Annotated in this window: 22 protein-coding genes; 16 read left to right on the forward strand and 6 right to left on the reverse strand. The window is 63.6% G+C overall.

The window, feature by feature from the left end; genetic code table 11:
- The first annotated feature begins 190 nt into the window (after window positions 1–190).
- From rpsL to OLW90_RS01695, 5 genes are all read left to right on the forward strand, one after another.
- Entirely contained in the window at window positions 191–562 is a 372-nt protein-coding gene (gene rpsL, locus OLW90_RS01675) for a 30S ribosomal protein S12 (RefSeq protein ID WP_018118323.1), read from the forward strand.
- Window positions 563–568: 6 nt separating this feature from the next.
- Complete coding sequence (rpsG, locus tag OLW90_RS01680) at window positions 569–1,036, forward strand: 30S ribosomal protein S7 (protein ID WP_055122280.1); 468 nt, start codon at window positions 569–571, stop codon at window positions 1,034–1,036.
- Window positions 1,037–1,358: 322 nt separating this feature from the next.
- On the forward strand, window positions 1,359–3,485 hold the full coding sequence (fusA, locus tag OLW90_RS01685) for an elongation factor G (RefSeq protein ID WP_319650700.1): 2,127 nt from the start codon (window positions 1,359–1,361) through the stop codon (window positions 3,483–3,485).
- Between the two features lie 350 nt (window positions 3,486–3,835).
- A complete protein-coding gene (gene tuf, locus OLW90_RS01690; protein ID WP_018118326.1) occupies window positions 3,836–5,026 on the forward strand; it encodes an elongation factor Tu in 1,191 nt (396 codons plus the stop codon).
- 141 nt (window positions 5,027–5,167) lie between these two features.
- Window positions 5,168–5,842: a hypothetical protein gene (locus OLW90_RS01695; protein ID WP_319650705.1), complete on the forward strand. Its 675-nt coding sequence runs from the start codon at window positions 5,168–5,170 to the stop codon at window positions 5,840–5,842.
- 36 nt (window positions 5,843–5,878) lie between these two features.
- On the opposite strand, the gene OLW90_RS01700 is transcribed toward OLW90_RS01695, so the two are convergent.
- From OLW90_RS01700 to OLW90_RS01725, 6 genes are all read right to left on the reverse strand, one after another.
- Complete coding sequence (locus tag OLW90_RS01700) at window positions 5,879–6,436, reverse strand: alkaline shock response membrane anchor protein AmaP (RefSeq protein ID WP_319650707.1); 558 nt, start codon at window positions 6,434–6,436, stop codon at window positions 5,879–5,881.
- Window positions 6,433–6,993: a DUF6286 domain-containing protein gene (locus OLW90_RS01705; RefSeq protein ID WP_319650708.1), complete on the reverse strand. Its 561-nt coding sequence runs from the start codon at window positions 6,991–6,993 to the stop codon at window positions 6,433–6,435. Before OLW90_RS01705 ends, OLW90_RS01700 begins: the two co-directional genes overlap by 4 nt.
- Window positions 6,983–7,642: an Asp23/Gls24 family envelope stress response protein gene (locus OLW90_RS01710; protein WP_319650709.1), complete on the reverse strand. Its 660-nt coding sequence runs from the start codon at window positions 7,640–7,642 to the stop codon at window positions 6,983–6,985. The genes OLW90_RS01705 and OLW90_RS01710 overlap by 11 nt, the downstream gene beginning before the upstream one ends.
- Window positions 7,639–7,836: a hypothetical protein gene (locus tag OLW90_RS01715; protein ID WP_319650710.1), complete on the reverse strand. Its 198-nt coding sequence runs from the start codon at window positions 7,834–7,836 to the stop codon at window positions 7,639–7,641. The genes OLW90_RS01710 and OLW90_RS01715 overlap by 4 nt, the downstream gene beginning before the upstream one ends.
- 61 nt (window positions 7,837–7,897) lie before the next feature.
- On the reverse strand, window positions 7,898–8,233 hold the full coding sequence (locus OLW90_RS01720) for a hypothetical protein (protein ID WP_319650711.1): 336 nt from the start codon (window positions 8,231–8,233) through the stop codon (window positions 7,898–7,900).
- A gap of 226 nt (window positions 8,234–8,459) precedes the next feature.
- Complete coding sequence (locus tag OLW90_RS01725) at window positions 8,460–8,966, reverse strand: Asp23/Gls24 family envelope stress response protein (RefSeq protein ID WP_319650712.1); 507 nt, start codon at window positions 8,964–8,966, stop codon at window positions 8,460–8,462.
- Between the two features lie 695 nt (window positions 8,967–9,661).
- On the opposite strand from OLW90_RS01725, the gene rpsJ reads away from it, so the two are divergent.
- The 11 genes from rpsJ to rpsQ are packed head-to-tail and all read left to right on the forward strand — an operon-like array spanning window position 9,662 to window position 14,824.
- Entirely contained in the window at window positions 9,662–9,967 is a 306-nt protein-coding gene (gene rpsJ, locus OLW90_RS01730; RefSeq protein WP_018118334.1) for a 30S ribosomal protein S10, read from the forward strand.
- A 37-nt stretch (window positions 9,968–10,004) separates the two neighbouring features.
- Window positions 10,005–10,661 (forward strand): 50S ribosomal protein L3, encoded by a 657-nt coding sequence (gene rplC, locus OLW90_RS01735; RefSeq protein WP_055122272.1) that lies wholly within the window; start codon window positions 10,005–10,007, stop codon window positions 10,659–10,661.
- Window positions 10,658–11,317, forward strand: coding sequence for a 50S ribosomal protein L4 (rplD, locus tag OLW90_RS01740; protein WP_319650714.1), 660 nt, complete (start codon window positions 10,658–10,660; stop codon window positions 11,315–11,317). The genes rplC and rplD overlap by 4 nt, the downstream gene beginning before the upstream one ends.
- Entirely contained in the window at window positions 11,317–11,622 is a 306-nt protein-coding gene (rplW, locus tag OLW90_RS01745) for a 50S ribosomal protein L23 (protein ID WP_018118337.1), read from the forward strand. The genes rplD and rplW overlap by 1 nt, the downstream gene beginning before the upstream one ends.
- 25 nt (window positions 11,623–11,647) lie before the next feature.
- Complete coding sequence (gene rplB / locus OLW90_RS01750) at window positions 11,648–12,484, forward strand: 50S ribosomal protein L2 (protein WP_319650715.1); 837 nt, start codon at window positions 11,648–11,650, stop codon at window positions 12,482–12,484.
- A 16-nt stretch (window positions 12,485–12,500) separates the two neighbouring features.
- Window positions 12,501–12,779, forward strand: coding sequence for a 30S ribosomal protein S19 (gene rpsS / locus OLW90_RS01755; protein WP_018118339.1), 279 nt, complete (start codon window positions 12,501–12,503; stop codon window positions 12,777–12,779).
- A 3-nt stretch (window positions 12,780–12,782) separates the two neighbouring features.
- Entirely contained in the window at window positions 12,783–13,145 is a 363-nt protein-coding gene (gene rplV, locus OLW90_RS01760; protein WP_055122269.1) for a 50S ribosomal protein L22, read from the forward strand.
- Window positions 13,145–13,891 carry a 30S ribosomal protein S3 gene (rpsC, locus tag OLW90_RS01765; protein WP_319650717.1) on the forward strand — a complete coding sequence of 249 codons (747 nt, stop codon included), beginning with the start codon at window positions 13,145–13,147 and terminating at the stop codon, window positions 13,889–13,891. Before rplV ends, rpsC begins: the two co-directional genes overlap by 1 nt.
- Window positions 13,892–13,896: 5 nt before the next feature.
- On the forward strand, window positions 13,897–14,313 hold the full coding sequence (gene rplP / locus OLW90_RS01770) for a 50S ribosomal protein L16 (protein WP_018118342.1): 417 nt from the start codon (window positions 13,897–13,899) through the stop codon (window positions 14,311–14,313).
- The gene (gene rpmC, locus OLW90_RS01775) at window positions 14,313–14,543 is read left to right on the forward strand and encodes a 50S ribosomal protein L29 (protein WP_319650718.1); all 231 of its coding nucleotides are present in this window, start codon (window positions 14,313–14,315) and stop codon (window positions 14,541–14,543) included. Before rplP ends, rpmC begins: the two co-directional genes overlap by 1 nt.
- A 2-nt stretch (window positions 14,544–14,545) precedes the next feature.
- The gene (gene rpsQ, locus OLW90_RS01780; protein ID WP_055122267.1) at window positions 14,546–14,824 is read left to right on the forward strand and encodes a 30S ribosomal protein S17; all 279 of its coding nucleotides are present in this window, start codon (window positions 14,546–14,548) and stop codon (window positions 14,822–14,824) included.
- The last annotated feature ends 102 nt before the right edge of the window (window positions 14,825–14,926 follow it).

Raw genomic sequence — 14,926 nt, forward strand, 5'->3', positions numbered from 1 at the left:
GCCACCCTCATCGACTATCCTTAACGCTGTCTCCCGCCTCGCGCGGGACAATTCCCCTGGCCCCTGGGCGTCGGTAAGCATAACCGGCAACCATCGTGGGTCAGCGGTGAACATGCGGCAGGGCCCCGGAAAAGAGCCCCTCTTTTTGCATGTTTGCCACTTGACTGTTCAGTTCAACCGAGGATGGTTTATGCCCACTATTCAGCAGCTGGTCCGTAAGGGCCGCCACTCCAAGTCCACCAAGGTGGCCACCGCTGCGCTGAAGGGTTCCCCCCAGCGCCGTGGCGTGTGCACCCGCGTGTACACCACCACCCCGAAGAAGCCGAACTCGGCTCTGCGTAAGGTCGCCCGTGTGCGCCTGACCTCCGGCATCGAGGTTTCCGCCTACATTCCGGGTGAGGGCCACAACCTTCAGGAGCACTCCATGGTGCTCGTGCGCGGTGGTCGTGTGAAGGACCTCCCGGGTGTGCGCTACAAGATCATTCGCGGTGCCCTCGATACCCAGGGTGTGAAGGATCGTAAGCAGGCTCGTTCCCGTTACGGCGCGAAGAAGGAGAAGTAAAGCACCATGCGTAAGTCCCGAGCACCGAAGCGCGAAATTATCAAGGATCCCGTTTACGATTCCGAGCTGGTGACCCAGCTGGTGAACAAGGTTCTCCTTGACGGCAAGAAGTCCACCGCTCAGCGCATCGTGTACGGCGCGCTGGAGAAGTGCCGCGATAAGACCGGCACCGATCCCGTGGGCACCCTGGAGAAGGCCCTGGGCAACATCCGCCCCGACCTGGAGGTTCGTTCCCGCCGCGTGGGTGGCGCGACCTACCAGGTGCCGGTGGAGGTCAAGCCGGGCCGCTCTAACACCCTGGCCCTGCGTTGGTTGGTCACCTTTACCCGTCAGCGTCGCGAGCACACCATGATGGATCGCCTGGCTAACGAGATCCTGGACGCTTCCAACGGCCTGGGTGCTTCCGTGAAGCGCCGCGAGGATACGCACAAGATGGCCGAGGCCAACCGCGCCTTCGCCCACTACCGCTGGTAATCCTAGCGAGCGTTGCCAGGATATGAGGACGGCCCTTTCCGTGAGATCGCCCCTGCGGTGCCCTGCGCCCGCCCGTGCTGCGCGCGGCGGCGCACCCACCCGGGAGCGAGTCTTGGCGTGAGGGGCCGTTTTCGTGCGCGCGCTACGGTGCGCGCCGTTGCCGTCGATAAGCGGGAGCGGATTGCCGCTCCGCCATGCCCGCGGCGGCAAAGAATGGCACAATTGAACGAGAATTATCCACCCGGCACGCCCGCGCGCCGCAGCGCCCTCGATCAGGGGTGCGGTGCGCGGACGTCCACAACTTTGAAGTTGGGGTATTACTGTGGCACAAGAAGTGCTTAAGGACCTTAAGAAGGTCCGCAACATCGGTATCATGGCGCACATTGATGCCGGTAAGACCACCACGACCGAGCGCATCCTCTTCTACACCGGTATTAACCGCAAGGTGGGCGAGACACACGACGGCGCCTCCACCACCGACTGGATGGAGCAGGAGAAGGAGCGCGGCATCACCATTACCTCCGCCGCCGTGACCTGCTTCTGGGAGGGCCACCAGGTCAATATCATTGATACGCCGGGTCACGTGGACTTCACCGTGGAGGTGGAGCGCTCCCTGCGCGTGCTCGACGGTGCCGTGGCCGTGTTTGACGGCAAGGAGGGCGTGGAGCCCCAGTCCGAGCAGGTGTGGCGCCAGGCCGCCAAGTACGACGTCCCGCGTATCTGCTTCGTGAACAAGATGGACAAGCTTGGCGCGGACTTCTACTACACCGTGGGCACCATCGTGGATCGCCTGGGCGCTAAGCCCTTGGTACTTCAGCTCCCCATCGGCGCGGAGGATGACTTCGACGGCGTGGTGGACCTCATCAACATGCGCGCCATCGTGTGGCCGGGCAAGGTCGAGGTGGGTGCCGAGCCGGAGTACCAGGAGATCCCCGCTGATCTTCAGGACAAGGCCGAGGAGTACCGCGAGAAGCTGCTGGAGGCCGTGGCGGAGTCCGACGAGGCCCTCATGGAGAAGTACTTCGGTGGCGAGGAGCTGACGGTCGAGGAGATCAAGGCCGCCATCCGCAAGATGACCGTGAACTCGGAGATCTACCCCGTGCTCTGCGGTACCGCCTACCGCAACAAGGGCGTGCAGCCGCTCCTCGACGCCATCGTGGACTACCTGCCCACGCCCCTGGACGTCGGAGAGGTGCACGGCCACAAGGTGGGCGACGAGTCCGTGGAGCTGACCCGCAAGCCCTCTGACGATTCCCCGCTGTCCGCGCTGGCCTTCAAGATCGCGGCTCACCCCTTCTTTGGCAAGCTCACCTTCGTGCGCGTGTACTCCGGCACCATGGAGCCCGGCGAGCAGGTGCTCAACGCCACCAAGGAGAAGAAGGAGCGCATCGGCAAGCTCTTCCAGATGCATGCCAACAAGGAAAACCCGGTGGACTTTGCCCACGCTGGCAACATCTACGCCGTGATTGGTCTGAAGGACACCACCACGGGTGACACCCTGTGCGCCCAGAGCGATCCGATCATCCTGGAGTCCATGGACTTCCCGGACCCGGTGATCAAGGTGTCCATCGAGCCCAAGACCAAGTCCGACCAGGAGAAGCTGGGTGTGGCCATCCAGAAGCTCGCGGAGGAGGATCCCACCTTCACCGTGGAACTGGACGAGGAATCCGGCCAGACCGTGATCGGCGGCATGGGCGAGCTGCACCTCGACGTGCTGGTGGACCGCATGAAGCGCGAGTTCAAGGTGGAGGCCAACGTGGGTGCCCCGCAGGTGGCCTACCGCGAGACCATCCGCAAGGCCGTGGAGAAGCTGGAATACACCCACAAGAAGCAGACGGGTGGTTCCGGTCAGTTTGCCAAGGTCATCATGGCCTTCGAGCCCTACGCTCCCTCCGAGGACGAGCTGGAAGAGGGCGAGTCCGCGATCTACAAGTTCGAGAACGCCGTTACCGGTGGCCGCGTGCCCAAGGAGTACATCCCCTCCGTGGATGCCGGCGTGCAGGACGCCATGCAGTACGGTTACCTGGCGGGCTTCCCGCTGGTGAACGTCAAGGCCACCCTGCTCGATGGTGCCTACCACGAGGTGGACTCCTCCGAAATGGCCTTCAAGATCGCCGGTTCCCAGGCCCTCAAGGAGGGCGTGGCCAAGGCAAAGCCGGTGCTGCTGGAGCCGCTCATGGCCGTGGAGGTGACCACGCCCGAGGAGTACATGGGCGAGGTGATCGGTGACATCAACTCCCGCCGTGGTCAGGTCTCCGCGATGGAGGACCGCGCCGGTGCCAAGCTGGTGAAGGCCAAGGTGCCGCTGTCCGAGATGTTCGGCTACGTGGGTGACCTGCGCTCCAAGACGCAGGGCCGCGCGAACTACTCCATGGTCTTTGACTCCTACGGTGAGGTGCCCTCCAGCGTCTCCCAGGAGATCATCGACGAGCGCAACGGCAACAAGTAAGCCCCGCGTTCCGGGGAGGGGCGATGCCTTGGGTATCGTTTCTTCCCATGAGCCCCGCACCGGGCTGTGCCGCCGGTGTGGGCGAGGGGTCGTAGCGGCTCCCTGGTTATCCGCTTTTCCGATATGGTGAGGAGCGGGTGGACAGGCGGCCGTTACGGCACCTTGAGGCGGATCCTGGGAGTGGTGCGCGCGGGAATCTGGCTTGATATTCCGTGCGGATAAATCTAGGATCAAGTAACTGGCACGTTGTGTAAAAGCTGCCCTGCGCGGGTTTGTTTGCGCAGGCGTGGCTCCCGTTAATTACGTGGCTGCGAGAGTCGTAGCCACCATGAAGTCCAGGAGGACATACAGTGGCAAAGGCGAAGTTCGAGCGTACAAAGCCGCACGTCAACATCGGTACCATCGGTCACGTGGACCACGGTAAGACCACCACCACGGCCGCCATCACCAAGGTGCTGGCTGACCAGTACCCCGATGAGAACACCGCCTTCGCTTTCGACGCCATCGACAAGGCGCCGGAGGAGAAGGAGCGTGGCATTACGATCAACATCTCCCACGTTGAGTACTCCACCCCGAAGCGTCACTACGCTCACGTTGACGCCCCGGGCCACGCTGACTACATCAAGAACATGATTACCGGCGCTGCCCAGATGGACGGCGCCATCCTCGTGGTCGCCGCTACCGACGGCCCCATGCCGCAGACCCGCGAGCACGTGCTGCTCGCCCGTCAGGTGGGCGTGCCCTACATCCTTGTTGCGCTGAACAAGTGCGACATGGTGGATGACGAGGAGATCATCGAGCTCGTGGAGATGGAGATCCGCGAGCTGCTCGCCGAGCAGGAGTTCGACGAGGAGGCCCCGATCGTTCACATCTCCGCCCTGAAGGCTCTTGAGGGTGACGAGAAGTGGACCCAGTCCATCGTGGACCTCATGCAGGCCTGTGATGACTCCATCCCGGATCCGGAGCGCGAGACCGACAAGCCGTTCCTGATGCCGATCGAGGACATCTTCACCATCACCGGCCGCGGCACCGTGGTGACCGGTCGTGTGGAGCGCGGTAAGCTCAACCTGAACGAGGATGTCGATATCATCGGCATCAAGGAGAAGTCCACCCACACCACAGTTACGGGCATCGAGATGTTCCGTAAGATGATGGACTACACCGAGGCTGGCGACAACTGTGGTCTGCTCCTCCGCGGCATCAAGCGCGAGGACGTGGAGCGCGGCCAGGTTGTGATCGCTCCGGGCGCTTACACCCCGCACACCGAGTTCGAGGGCTCCGTGTACGTGCTGTCCAAGGACGAGGGTGGCCGCCACACCCCGTTCTTCGACAACTACCGTCCGCAGTTCTACTTCCGCACCACCGACGTGACCGGCGTGGTTCACCTCCCCGAGGGCACCGAGATGGTTATGCCGGGCGACAACGTTGATATGCGCGTTGAGCTGATCCAGCCCGTCGCCATGGACGAGGGCCTGCGCTTCGCCATCCGCGAGGGCTCCCGCACCGTGGGCGCCGGCCGCGTGACCAAGGTGATCAAGTAATACTTGAGCCTTGACGGCTGATGAGGGCCGCTTCCTCCGAAAGGGGGAGCGGCCCTTTTTCATGCCCACATCGCAACCGTTCCCGTCTCCACAAGGTCATGAAGGTCGGTGATGAGGAGCCGACCGGGAAGGTACTCTCCTATGAAGGACCCCACCAGAATCGAGCCGCTCCTGGGCCTCCTGCGGGACGCCTGGGAGGCCCAACCGGACTTAGCGCTCTCCGAGCTCTGGGGAATCCTGGAAAATCGCGGTATCGGCTGGGGTGCCACCGATGAACAGGTGTCCGAGGTACTGCGTCACATCCTGCGGGAGCATCCCCTCCGGGTGGGGGAGGAACCGGTGCTGGTGTACACCACCCAGCCGGAATACCTGGTGACCATTCACCCAGAGGAGGGCGCGGTGGTGGTGCGGCACCCCGATCGCTCCAGGCAGCCCGCGTGGTGGAGCCTGGGCGAGGTGGTGCGTGCTCGGGTGGGGGCACCCCTGGTGCTCCGCGATGGGGAGGGAATAGATCACCGCCTGGGCGTGGTGCGAGGGATTGACGCCCTGCGTGGTCAGCGCCGTGATCTGAGTGGTTTGCGGCGCGATCAGATGGGCGATGAGGCCTATGCCTGCCGCCTGGATTCCGGCGACTTGGTGGTGATCGGGCACGGCATGGACGTTTATGCCAAAGAAAGGCGCAGCGTGGTGCATTCCGCACTACCCTGGGAAAAGATTAAGGCCGGTGCGCCTGGCACCGGCCTTGTGATACAGCCTCAGGGGGAAAGCGGGGAGCGGGAACTGGGCACCGTGAGCGCCGTGCTCCCGCTGGCCTAGAGGGGAGTCTCCTGGCCCCCGAGGGGAACTCGGGGTCTAGCTGGACACCGGGGCGAGGTTGATCTTGTACACGCTGTCCACGTCAATGCCGGGCAGCGCGGCGCGGAGATCGTCCTCATTCTGCTCGATGGCGGAGCGCAGTTCCACGAGGTTCGTGGTGGCCTCGCCCCGAATCGTCCACGCGATGGTGGGACGGGAGCGATCCACGGTGACCTTGTGGCGCACGCGGGTCACACCGGCTACTTCCTCCAAGGCCTCGCCCACGGCGGAGGCCATGCGCACCAGGTTGATGTCGATGGAGCCGTGGGAGCTGGAGGCCTGGGAGCGCTGCCGGTTGAAGCCGCGGCGGCGCAGGTTAGCGGCGATCCACCACAGGCCCAGAATCACGCCGAGGATCATGGTGCCCCAGAGGGCCGCCAGGAACCAGGGGGAATCCTGGGCGTCGGCAAGCACGGAGGCGTCGATGCGCGCGCTGAGGCGCTGCACCGGCTCGAACTCCAGCCAGGAGCCGATGCCCCAGAGGCCACCGGCGAGGCTGAGCAGGCCGAGGAGGATCAGGATGGTCCTATCAATAGCGGAGAGCGCGCGGCTCATTTCTGCTCACCTCCGGTGGAATCGTCGATGCTGAGCTTTACGGTCATGGAGTCACCCACCAGGGGATCGAGGTTACGGTGGACGTCATCGTGAACGCGCTGCTCCACCGTGCTATCCCCGGTGGTGGCGGTGGCGTGCAGGCGCACGGTGCCGCGTCGCACCTGGGTGGAGGCGGCCGTGATGCCCGGGACACGCTTGGCCGTGGCCGTAGTATTGCGGGCCAGGTCCACCGGACGGGCCCACAGGGATACCTGGGACTCCAAGGGGAGGTAATCCCGGCGCCGGGGCTTGAGAGCGACGAGCACCAGGAACAGCCCCACGATCACGGCCACGATGGAGGCCGGGATCATCCAATCCTGGAAGGTTCCCTGGGAGAGGCTATCCAGCAGGGGAAGCACCCAACTTTGCTGCTCCTCTTGGGCGTAATGCGCCCACAGTTCGCGGCCCGCCACCCCGGCCAGGGCGATGAGGCCCAGGCCGAGGATCACGGAGACCCAGCGGGCGGCGGGGGAAGCCTTGGGCTCCTGGCCGTACCCTGGGCGTTGATTATCGGACACGGGGTTCTCCCTTCTCCTGCGCCGGGCTCAGCGGATGCCACGGGGTAACCGTGATGGGGGTCAGCGGGCGTGGTAGCGCGATGGACACCTCGGGGAGTTCCCGATCCTCCGAGGCCACGGTGATGGGCATGAGCGGCTGTTCCGGCGCGGTGACCACCTCGGGCTGAGGCGTCTGCTCGGAAGCCACCGTCACGGGGTGCAGCCTCATGCGGCTCGGACCGTCCGGGGCCTCCTGGGGGGAGGCGACCTTCGGCTCGCGCACCGTCACGGGGCGCAGGGCGGGGAGGTCCGGGGAGGCGTCGATAAGCTCCGCCGTGACGCGGTGCTCTCCCTTGACCACGGTGCCCACCAGAATGTTGCAGTGAGTCACCTGGAGCCCGGTCATACCGGTCACCCAATCGGTGATGGTGGCGCGCACCTCCTCGGCCACGCGCGTGACCGGGGCGGGCCAGGTCACCGCGATGAAGGCTTCGATGGAGGCCACGCCGCGCTCGGCATCGACGAGGACGTCATAGCGGGGAAAGCTGCGCGCCGCGATCCGGTCGAGGGTCTTGCCCACCTGCGTGGTGCCGGGGACGGATTGGGCGGCGGCCGCGACGATGCGTGAGACAGCGCGCTCAGTGATAAAAATGCGGCCGCGGTCGTTCACCCCCTACCACCTCGTCCGGACGTCAGGCTATCCCAGAGGGCGCGCAGGTCAATGCGGCCCTCGATCTGTGCGCCGACGACGCCGCCGATGGCACCCAGGAGGAGAGCCACGATGAATCCACCGAATCCGCCGGTGGCTGCGGCGAGTGCTACGGCAAGGCCGAAGGCAATGCCAATAAGGGTCATGTTTTTCATGAAATCTTCCTCGATTTCAGTAGCTTTGAGTGCGTTACGGTCATTCAGGTATGGTGCGGGATTAATTTGTGGCAGTGGTCACTGTAGCCATGGTGGTTACGGTGGTCACGGCGTCCGCGATAAAGACGTCCACGGTAAAGCCCGTGGCCGCGTGCACCGTGCGGCGAACGTTCTCCGCCAGGCCATGCAGGTCCGAGGCGGCGTCAAGATCGGCCACGATGTGTACCTCAAGGCGGGAATCCTCGCGCAACCGCAAACCTCGCACGCGCTGCCCGGGGTAGAGCAGAGAGGCCTCCCCGAAGGTTCCAGCGTGAATATCGGCCACGCCGGTGATGGCGCGCACCGTCTGCACGAGCTGTTCGGCGTCCTCATAGGACAGGGGATCGGAAACGGGCACGGGGCCTCCTTGATGTGCGTGGTTTTTGTTTATTGACTGCTTATCGACGCCGCCTGGGGCGAAGTGATGGAGTCAGAACACCGAGTGTCTCTGGGGTGGGGACGCCGTAGGGTGAGGTTGGTTCTGTGCCTTGTTGGCCTGCGCCCTTTGCCCTTAACGGTTATGCGCTTGGTGGGGGAGGGGCAGCATCGTGACGCCGCCCCTCCTTGGCCACGAGGGTGGAAAACTACTGCACGCGGCGGGGAGCGTCCTCGGCGGGCTGCTCCTTGGTCTCCTCATCATCGCCCAGATCCAGGTGGACATCGGTGACCGTAACGTTTACCTCGGTCACCTCAAGGCCGGTCATGCGCTCGATGGCGCGGATGATGTTGCGGCGAATGGCCTCGGCCAGCTCGTGAATGGCCACGCCGTACTCGGCCACGATGGAGAGGTCCACGGCGGCCTGGCTCTCGCCTACCTCCACGTCCACGCCCTGCTGGACGTTATCGGAGGCGCCGAAGGACTCGCGGATCGAGCCGAGCATGCGGGCCGCGCCGCCGCCCAGGGCGTACACGCCGGAAACCTCGCGGGCGGCCAGACCCGCGATCTTGCCCACAACCTGATCCTCGATGACGGTGCGGCCGTGATCGGTGCTCAGGGCATCCTTGCGGGCCACCTCGCCGGAGGTGTTCTTGTTGGGGGTGTTCTGGTTGTTCTTGGCGCCCGCGTTCGCGTTCTTGTTGTTCTCAGCCATGATGCTCCTTCTTTTATGGGTATGGCTTGTCAGGTACTGGCGCCAGTGTACAGACCACATCGGGGCAGGCTAGGGGATATGGAGCGGGGCACTATGTAGTTGGCAGGCTACATGACGGGGAATGCCTGCTCAGCGGGGTGAAAAAAGAAAAATGTGAAGTTTGCATAAAAATTGGCGGCATGCTTTAATGGCTGGGTTGCTTTAACACAGCGTCGTTTTTTCGCGCTTGCTCTCGCTCCCTTGGTGTGCAAGGCAAGGCGAAAGGCGCGCTGATGGTGAGGCGAACATGACACCTTTGCTTGCGTTCTGTTTTCCCTCGGGAGATTAGGTCGCATGGAAGGCTCCACGATCGGGGTAGGTCGGCCCGCTGAGGCGCGGCATTCCCGAGAGTGGAAACCGGAGAAGGGGCATGGCAAATAAACAGCGGCAGTACGCAAGGTCACTCTCCTCGCGCGAGCGTGGGGGTTCCTTGAGGCTTGATCGGTTCGGCATGGACTGGTGCGCTGCGGTGCGTTTGCTTGTGCAGCCCCGCAACGCGCAGCGCCGGTGATGTCATGGTGGTCAAGTGAAGAACTGGCGTTGAACCTGCTGGCCCCGGCCCTGGGACAACGTTATAGAGAACATCAGGAAGCTAATTCCCACCTCTACACCGGAGCGATCCGGTGAACGTGGGACGAGCGAGGAAGAGGATAAGCGTGGCGGGACAAAAGATCCGCATTCGGCTCAAGGCCTATGACCATGAGGCGATCGACGCGTCGGCACGCAAGATTGTCGAGACCGTGACCCGTACCGGGGCGCGCGTTATCGGCCCCGTGCCGCTGCCCACCGAAAAGAACGTGTACGCCGTTATTCGTTCTCCCCACAAGTACAAGGATTCTCGCGAGCACTTCGAGATGCGCACTCACAAGCGCCTGATCGACATTCTCGACCCGACGCCCAAGACGGTGGATGCCCTCATGCGCATCGACCTTCCGGCCAGCGTCGATGTGAACATCCAGTGATCGACGATCGACGACAAACTTTGGCGGAGAAGAACTAATGAGTGAAAACGAGATCAAGGGCATTCTGGGCACCAAGCTCGGCATGACCCAGGTCTTTGACGATCAGAACCGGGTTGTCCCGGTGACGGTCGTGGAGGCCGGGCCGTGCGTGGTCACCCAGATCCGCACCATCGAGACCGATGGCTACAACGCCATCCAGATTGCCTACGGCGAGATTGACCCCCGCAAGGTTAAGAAGCCGCAGGCAGGACACTACAAGAAGGCCGGTGTGACCCCGCGCCGCCACGTGACCGAGATTCGCATGGACGACGTCTCCGGTTACGAGGTGGGCCAGGACGTCACCGTGGAGATCTTCAACGACGTCGAGTTTGTGGACGTCACCGGCATTACCAAGGGCAAGGGCTTTGCCGGCGGCATGAAGCGCCACGGCTTTGCCGGCCAGGGTGCCGCGCACGGTAACCAGGCCGCCCACCGCCGCGTCGGTGGTATCGGCGGTGCCGCTACCCCCGGCCGCGTGTTCAAGGGCAAGCGCATGGCCGGCCGCATGGGTTCTGATCGTGTGACCACCCAGAACCTGAAGATTCAGAAGGTGGACGCCGATGCCAACCTGCTGCTCATCAAGGGCGCAATCCCGGGCAACCGTGGCGGCATCGTCACCGTTAAGACCGCAGTGAAGGGCGGTGCACACGCATGAGCACTCTGAAGTTGGACGTCCACACCGCGGACGGCAAGACCAACGGCCAGGTGGAACTCCCCGCGGAGATCTTTGACCGCGAGGCTTCCGTGGCTCTGATGCACCAGGTTGTGAACGCACAGCTTGCTGCCAAGCGCCAGGGTACCCACGCCACCAAGACCCGCGGCATGGTTTCCGGCGGCGGCAAGAAGCCGTTCCGTCAGAAGGGCACCGGCCGTGCACGTCAGGGTTCGATCCGCGCCCCGCACTTCACCGGCGGTGGCATTGTTCACGGCCCGCAGCCGCGCGATTACTCGCAGCGCACGCCCAAGAAGATGAAGGCTGCCGCCCTGTGCGGTGCCCTCACCAACCGCGCCTCGAACGAGCGTATCCACGTCATCGAGGAGCTCGTGCCCGGCCAGCAGCCCTCGACCAAGGCCGCCCGCGCCTTCATCGAGCGCCTGACCGAGCGCAAGAACGTGCTGCTCGTGATCGGCCGCGAGGATCTGAACGGACGCCGCAGCGCTAATAACCTGCCGAACGTTCACATTCTCACCCCGGATCAGTTGAACACCTACGACGTGCTCAACTCCGATGACGTTGTGTTCTCCGTGGAGGCTCTGCACAGCTTCATCAACCGCTCCAGCGACGCTGCTGCGGAGAAGGAGGAGAACTAATGGCTAAGATTGCGAACCCGCGCGACATCATCCTCGCGCCGGTCGTTTCCGAGAAGTCCTACGGCCTCATGGAACAGAACACCTACACGTTCTTTGTGGCCACGGACGCCAACAAGACCCACATCAAGCAAGCCGTGGAGGAAATCTTCGGCGTCAAGGTTGCTTCGGTGAACACCGTGAACCGTGAGGGCAAGCGCAAGCGCAGCCGCACGGGCTTCGGTCGCCGCAAGGCCACCAAGCGCGCCTACGTGACCCTCCGCGAGGGCAGCGACTCCATCGACATCTTTGGCGGTTCGGCCGCCTAAGGGTGCCGAGAAGTAAGGACACATTATGGCTATTCGTAAGTACAAGCCGACAACTCCGGGTCGCCGCTTCAGCTCCGTTTCCACCTTCGAGGAGATCACTCGCTCGAAGCCGGAAAAGAGCCTGCTGCGCCCGCTGCACAAGACCGGCGGCCGTAACGTACACGGCCACATCACCACCCGCCACAAGGGTGGCGGACACAAGCGCCGTTACCGCGTGATTGACTTCCGCCGTAACGACAAGGACGGCATTGCGGCCAAGGTTGCTCACATCGAGTATGACCCCAACCGCACCGCCAACATCGCTCTGCTGCACTACATCGATGGCGAGAAGCGCTACATCGTGGCGCCCAAGGGCCTCAAGCAGGGCATGATGGTGGAGTCCGGGGCTAACGCGGACATCAAGGTGGGCAACAACCTGCCGCTGCGTAATATCCCCACGGGTACCACCATTCACGCCGTGGAGCTTAAGCCCGGCGCTGGTGCTAAGCTCGCCCGCTCCGCAGGCGCGTCCATCCAGCTCCTCGGTAAGGAAGGCAAGTACGCCGTGCTGCGTATGCCCTCCTCCGAGATCCGCCGCGTGGACATCCGCTGCCGCGCCACCGTGGGCGAGGTGGGCAATGCCGAGCAGATCAACATCCGCTGGGGTAAGGCCGGCCGTATGCGCTGGAAGGGCGTGCGCCCGACCGTCCGTGGTGTGGTGATGAACCCGGTTGATCACCCGCACGGTGGTGGTGAGGGTAAGACCTCGGGTGGTCGTCACCCGGTGTCGCCGTGGGGCCAGAAGGAAGGCCGCACCCGCAACCCGAACCGTTACTCCAACAACATGATCGTGCGTCGCCGCCGGTCCAACAAGAAGCGCTAAGAGGAGGTAAGTCACAATGCCACGCAGCCTGAAAAAGGGCCCGTTCGTCGATGAGCACCTCCTCAACAAGGTGGATGCTCAGAACGAGAAGGGTACCAAGCAGGTCATCAAGACCTGGTCTCGCCGTTCCACCATCTTGCCGGACTTCATCGGCCACACCTTTGCCGTCCATGACGGACGTAAGCACGTGCCGGTGTTCATCGACGATTCCATGGTTGGACACAAGCTGGGCGAGTTCGCGCCCACCAAGACCTTCAAGGGTCACGTTAAGGACGATAAGAAGGGACGTCGATAAGCGATGAGTGAGACCATCACCTCCGCACGCGCCACCGCGCGCTACGTTCGCGTCACCCCGATGAAGGCTCGCCGCGTGATCGACCTGGTTCGCGGCAAGTCCGTGTCCGAGGCCCTGGCCATTCTCAAGTACGCCCCGCAGGGCGCCGCTAAGCCGGTGGCCAAGGTTGTTGCCTCGGCCGCAGCGAACGCTGAGAACAACTTTGGTCTGGACCCGCGCACCCTCGTGGTCTCCGAGGCTTATGCCAACGAGGGCCCCACCATGCGCCGCTTCCAGCCGCGCGCCCAGGGTCGCGCCTACCAGATCCGCAAGCGCACCAGCCACATCACCGTGGTTGTCGAGAGCCAGAAGGAAGGGGCCAAGTAGTGGGCCAGAAGATTCACCCCCACGGCCTCCGGCTGGGAATCACTTCCGATTGGAAGTCCCACTGGTACGCCGACAAGCAGTACAAGGACTACGTCGCCGAGGACATCAAGATCCGCGAGTTCCTGTCCAAGGGAATTGAGCGCGCCGGCATTGCCGACGTCGTGATCGAGCGCACCCGCGACCGCGTCCGCGTGGACATCCACACCGCCCGCCCCGGCATCGTGATTGGTCGCCGTGGCTCCGAGGCCGATCTCATCCGCCGCTCGCTGGAGAAGCTCACCGGCAAGCAGGTTGCCCTCAACATCCTTGAGGTCAAGAACGTGGACGCGAACGCTCAGCTGGTGGCCCAGAACGTGGCGGATCAGCTTGCTAACCGCGTGGCCTTCCGCCGCGCGATGCGCAAGGCGATCCAGTCCGCCATGCGTCAGCCGCAGGTCAAGGGCATCAAGGTGCAGTGCTCCGGTCGTCTTGGCGGCGCCGAGATGTCCCGCACCGAGCGCTACCACGAGGGGCGCGTGCCGCTGCACACCCTGCGCGCCGAGATCGAGTACGGCGTTCACGAGGCCCACACTACCTTCGGCCGCATTGGCGTGAAGGTCTGGATTTACAAGGGCGACGTGGTCGGTGGCCGCCGCGAGAGCGAGCTGAACGCACCGTCCGAGCGTCGCGGCCGTGGTGACCGCGCCGGCCGTCCGCGCCGCGGTGGCCAGCGCCGGAACCGCGCTGAGAAGAAGCAGGAGGGCTAAACGCAATGCTTATTCCTAAGCGCGTGAAGTACCGCCGCCAGCACCGCCCGACCCGTCGTGGCGTGTCCAAGGGCGGTAACCGCATCAACTTTGGTGACTACGCTATTCAGGCCCTGGAGCCGGCGTACATCACCAACCGCCAGATCGAGGCAGCGCGTATCGCCATCAACCGCCACGTCAAGCGTGGCGGCAAGGTCTGGATCAACATCTTCCCGGATCGTCCGCTGACCCAGAAGCCGCTCGGCGTGCGTATGGGTTCCGGTAAGGGTCCCGTGGAGAAGTGGGTGGCTAACGTGAAGCCGGGCCGCGTTCTCTTCGAGATGAGCTACCCGGACAAGGCTACGGCTGTGGAGGCCCTGCGTCGTGCCGGCCAGAAGCTGCCCTGCAAGGTCCGCATCATTTCTAAGGAGGACCAGTTCTAATGGCTAACGGTACCCCCGCACACGAGTTCCGCGATCTGTCCGTGGAGGAGCTTGAGACCCGCCTGGCAGAGGCCAAGGAAGAGCTGTTCAACCTGCGCTTCCAGATGGCCACCGGCCAGCTGACCAACAACCGCCGGCTGCGGACGGTCAAGCGCGACATTGCCCGCATTTACACCGTCATCCGCGAGCGTGAGCTTGGTCTGTCCGTCGTCCCGGGAGCTGAGGCTTAATTATGAGTGAGGCAAACGTGACTAAGAAGGAAAAGGGCGCGCAGAAGGTTCGCACCGGCTACGTGGTTTCTGACAAGATGCAGAAGACCATCGTGGTGGAGCTTGAGGACCGCAAGCGTCACGCCCTCTATGGCAAGACCATGCGCACCAACTCCAAGGTGAAGGTGCACGATGAGAACGAGACCGCCGGCGTGGGCGACCTCGTGCGTATCGCTGAGACGCGACCGCTGTCCAAGGACAAGCACTTCCGTCTCGTGGAGATCATCGAGAAGGCCAAGTAAGCCCTCGGTTATCCAGAGTTGAACCCCCTCCAGGAATGGAGGGGGTTTGCTTTGTTTGAGCAGGGCTTGGGGCGGTGGGGCGGGGCGAGATGGGGATGCGGG

It is taken from the genome of Corynebacterium sp. 21KM1197 (assembly GCF_033783015.1).
Lineage (GTDB): Bacteria > Actinomycetota > Actinomycetes > Mycobacteriales > Mycobacteriaceae > Corynebacterium.

What these genes read in the sequence shown, in the direction of transcription:
- rpsL (WP_018118323.1), top strand. Translation starts at nt 191, where the DNA reads ATGCCCACTATTCAGCAGCTGGTCCGTAAGGGCCGCCACTCCAAGTCC.
- rpsG (WP_055122280.1), top strand. Translation starts at nt 569, where the DNA reads ATGCGTAAGTCCCGAGCACCGAAGCGCGAAATTATCAAGGATCCCGTT.
- OLW90_RS01695 (WP_319650705.1), top strand. Translation starts at nt 5,168, where the DNA reads ATGAAGGACCCCACCAGAATCGAGCCGCTCCTGGGCCTCCTGCGGGAC.
- OLW90_RS01700 (WP_319650707.1), bottom strand. Translation starts at nt 6,436, where the DNA reads ATGAGCCGCGCGCTCTCCGCTATTGATAGGACCATCCTGATCCTCCTC.
- OLW90_RS01715 (WP_319650710.1), bottom strand. Translation starts at nt 7,836, where the DNA reads ATGAAAAACATGACCCTTATTGGCATTGCCTTCGGCCTTGCCGTAGCA.
- OLW90_RS01725 (WP_319650712.1), bottom strand. Translation starts at nt 8,966, where the DNA reads ATGGCTGAGAACAACAAGAACGCGAACGCGGGCGCCAAGAACAACCAG.
- rplC (WP_055122272.1), top strand. Translation starts at nt 10,005, where the DNA reads ATGAGTGAAAACGAGATCAAGGGCATTCTGGGCACCAAGCTCGGCATG.
- rplD (WP_319650714.1), top strand. Translation starts at nt 10,658, where the DNA reads ATGAGCACTCTGAAGTTGGACGTCCACACCGCGGACGGCAAGACCAAC.
- rplW (WP_018118337.1), top strand. Translation starts at nt 11,317, where the DNA reads ATGGCTAAGATTGCGAACCCGCGCGACATCATCCTCGCGCCGGTCGTT.
- rplB (WP_319650715.1), top strand. Translation starts at nt 11,648, where the DNA reads ATGGCTATTCGTAAGTACAAGCCGACAACTCCGGGTCGCCGCTTCAGC.
- rpsS (WP_018118339.1), top strand. Translation starts at nt 12,501, where the DNA reads ATGCCACGCAGCCTGAAAAAGGGCCCGTTCGTCGATGAGCACCTCCTC.
- rplV (WP_055122269.1), top strand. Translation starts at nt 12,783, where the DNA reads ATGAGTGAGACCATCACCTCCGCACGCGCCACCGCGCGCTACGTTCGC.
- rplP (WP_018118342.1), top strand. Translation starts at nt 13,897, where the DNA reads ATGCTTATTCCTAAGCGCGTGAAGTACCGCCGCCAGCACCGCCCGACC.
- rpmC (WP_319650718.1), top strand. Translation starts at nt 14,313, where the DNA reads ATGGCTAACGGTACCCCCGCACACGAGTTCCGCGATCTGTCCGTGGAG.
- rpsQ (WP_055122267.1), top strand. Translation starts at nt 14,546, where the DNA reads ATGAGTGAGGCAAACGTGACTAAGAAGGAAAAGGGCGCGCAGAAGGTT.